This is a genomic window from Endozoicomonas atrinae (assembly GCF_001647025.1).
Taxonomy (GTDB): Bacteria; Pseudomonadota; Gammaproteobacteria; order Pseudomonadales; family Endozoicomonadaceae; genus Endozoicomonas; species Endozoicomonas atrinae.
This window is the reverse complement of sequence record NZ_LUKQ02000410.1, coordinates 1-3410: the sequence shown is the minus strand read 5'-3', so window position 1 is coordinate 3410 and position 3410 is coordinate 1. Positions and strand designations below refer to the sequence as shown.

Sequence of the window (3410 nt, the reverse complement as noted above, 5' to 3'; positions counted from 1 at the left end):
GAAAATCAACATCATTAAAACCTTCGGGTAGCTGTGGTCGACGAGACATCTGTTCTAGATAATGCATGGTAATGATGCCTAAGCATAGTTGGCGGCAGCTTAAGGATTTAGAAAATGCGATTGGTATTACTGGTATTGGAGCCGGTCATGGCCTTAATTAAATTAGATTGAAGTTCAAGCTTTTCATCCTCAAGCCTTGATCGATCTGCCAGCAGTTTTTGCTGTTTCTGGGCAAACTCTTTGTTTTTCTCGTCAAGATCGGTCAACTTTGTCTTAAAATCAGTTAGTTCAAGTTCAGAGGTATCTTCTAAACGAGTCACTTCAGTCTGCAGTTCCTTAATTCTCAGGTTCTGATTCTCAATAACGACTTTCTGGGCTTCATAATTGATAAACGCCTCATCTCGCTGCTCAGAGGCCTCGGTAAACCCACGTTTCAGGGAGTCAAAATCTTGCAAGTCAGACTGCATTTGGTGGATCTTCTCTAAAAGTCCATCTTTTTCATCTGTAAGATTGTCATTGTCCGTAATAACCTGAATCATCTGTTGCTCCATACCTTCCAATCGTTTCTTTAAAGCCTCTTTTTCAATGCAAAGATCTTTAAAACGAATTTCACCAGGGTCGTTGAAAGTACGGTGACCAAGTTCCTGATGGTAGGAACCACCTACCAAAGAATGGTCAACTCCTGGAGCCAGCATACTCATACCTCCCTCAAAAGAGCCTTCTTCCCTGGAACTGCTCCCATACGAGGAAAGTTCGATTGTCTCAGGAAAGACAGGTTGGAACTCTCTGGCACTATGAATGAATTGTATTAGCTGAGCTTGCGTTGCCTGTAACTCCTGTTTCAGAGCGTTGACTTCTTCATTCGGCTCAACACCTGCATGGGAAGCCATATGGACCAGCTCTCGAGGTTCGACTAATACGTCCTCAGGTGTTGCCTGTAAGGTCAATGATACTTTTTCAGGACTGGTTGGCGAGACAATAGAGTGATGCTCACTGCTGCTGCGAATCACTTCCTTCAGCTGAGCCTGTGTGGACGCTAACTCCTCTTTCAAGTCAGTAACTTCCCGAGACTCGACATCAGCCTGAGAAGCCATATCGACCAGTTCCCGGGGGCCGGTTACTGAGACCTCAGATGTCTGCACGTTACGTGAAACTTTTTTAGCACTGGATGACATCTCAGCCAGCCTTTCCTTAAGCTCGTCAACTTCCTTCTTAGCGGCTCTCAGCTCAAAATTTTCCATACCAACGACCTGAAGTCTTTTATTGCTTTCTTCAAGTTGCACTTCCAGGTGTCGGTATTGTTCACTGTATTGCTGAGTAAGTTGAGCAATCTCAGTCTTCTTAACTTCAAGCAGTTCTAACGCTGTTCTCTTCTGGCCCTTTAAGGAGGCTTGCTGCTGATGAACATTGAATTCCAGCTCAGCCGTTTCAGGATCATCATTTTCTGAGTCCAAACATGCTTCATCTAAAGCAGGCAGTTGCCTAAATCGTTCTTCAAGGCTATCCAAATCTTCAAGCAGCCTTTGGTTTACCTTAAGCTGATCCTGATAGTCTGCGCTAAGACGGTGTGATAATTTTTTAGATTCTTCAAGAAGAGTCGCCATACTCTCCTTATGGTTTTCAAGCTCTTGATTATCTTCTTCAAGATCGGTAATACGAAGCTGAAGCTCCTCATTTTGACGCTTATGAACACTCAACTGGTTTTGAAACTCAACCATTTGCTGCAAGGTCCTCTGACTGCTTTCCTCGGCCTGCCTCTCGATACCGATACAAATCTGACGACACTGCTCGTCAAATTGAGCAAGGGAGTGTATGTGTTGCTCCTTCAGGCTCTTTTGTTCAGCCTGCAGCTTTTTAAGATCCAACTCAGCCTTAGTTCGCAGTTCAGTCTCCTCTCCCAGCAATAATGTTTTTTGTTGTAAAACCTTGTCTGCTTGCTCAACCAGATATTGATAGTTCATTACCCCTGGCTGGTCGGAAGGTAAGCCCTGATGTTTCACCAGAAGACGATGCAGCTCTAGCTCTGCAGTCAAATTACAATCTGTCATTTCGTACTGCATGGTATGAACGGTCTGGTCTGACATTGGAGCATAGGGAGCATTTACAGCATTATTGTTGTTATCTTGATCCTTTCTTGTTGTCAGACCCTGAAACTGGCTGATTTCCCGACGGAGCTGTTGTTCTTTCTCTTCATGACGCCTGATTTGATCCCTTTGAACCGATATGTGATTTGTAAGAATGTTCAGTTCATTATTGTGGTCACGATCTTTTTTGTCCGTCAGCTCACGCAAACCTCTGACTTCCCGGAGAAGCCCTTGAATTGTCACCTCTTTATCATCGTTAAGCGCCTGCATGTGATCTTGATGACGAAGCTCCAACGCTTCCACATTATGTCGATACTGATCTTCTAAATCCATCAGATCAAATTGATGCAGCCCCTCCAAACGACTTACTTCAGTTTGATGACGGGCTTCTAATTCACACTTCTGCTTTTGCTCTGCAGACAATTTGCTTTCAAGAGATCGAATTCTATCGGCCTGCACCTGTCTGGCCCAGATATTTTCTTCCTTCGTGTGATCATGTTGCTGGCGAGCTGCTTCAAGCTCTTTAGAGAGCTGTTGAATACCGAATTCTTTTTCAGCCAGTTGCTTGTCCAGTGTATCTTTTAAAGCCTGGTAACTTGCACGTCTCCTGGCATTATCAGTCTCAAGATCGTCTCCACGTCTAACTACACGCTCCAGCAGAATATTTAATTCATGATTTCTGTTCTGCTCCCTGCTTAATTTTTGATTCAACTGCTGTGCCTGATGAGCAGCTTGATCTTTTAAGCCCTTTATTTCACTCGCATGCTGAGACTCAAGATCTTTGTGACGCTGCTCAAGCTTCTTAGCATCCTCAACCTGCTTTGCAGTCATTGGCAGGAGCTTTTGAACGGGTTCTTGAACCTTGGTGATCTTGCGGAGCAGGAGCTTTATACCTCTGCCGGCATCATAAGTAAGGGAGACAGGAATAAGTACCGGACTAAGTACAATGGTGACAACGTAACCAAACGGGCCCAGCTTACCAACAAACCATTTACCCCATTTGATCAAACTGGGTTTGTTAAAGCCCAAATCATCAACCGCAGCCTCGGTCGTTTTATGAATAGCATTAGCACCATCATTCACATCCTTGATGGCAGCTAGCCCTGCATTAGTAACAGGTTCGGTACCCATGATCACTCCCTCTCTGTTTTTATTCGAAGTCGATAAATTGAACTCCTGTTTTAGAGAGGAAAGTTATTATACCAATCGCATTTTCTAAATCCTTAAGCTGCCGCCAACTATGCTTAGGCATCATTACCATGCATTATCTAGAACAGATGTCTCGTCGACCACAGCTACCCGAAGGTTTTAATGATGTTGATTTTC

General features: G+C 44.1%; 1 protein-coding gene. It reads right to left on the bottom strand.

Annotation, left to right across the window (positions count from 1 at the left end; translation table 11 throughout):
- Nucleotides 1–107 precede the first annotated feature (107 nt).
- Nucleotides 108–3215: a coiled-coil domain-containing protein gene (locus tag AK963_RS27105; protein WP_066018449.1), complete on the bottom strand. Its 3108-nt coding sequence runs from the start codon at nucleotides 3213–3215 to the stop codon at nucleotides 108–110.
- Between the last annotated feature and the right edge of the window lie 195 nt (nucleotides 3216–3410).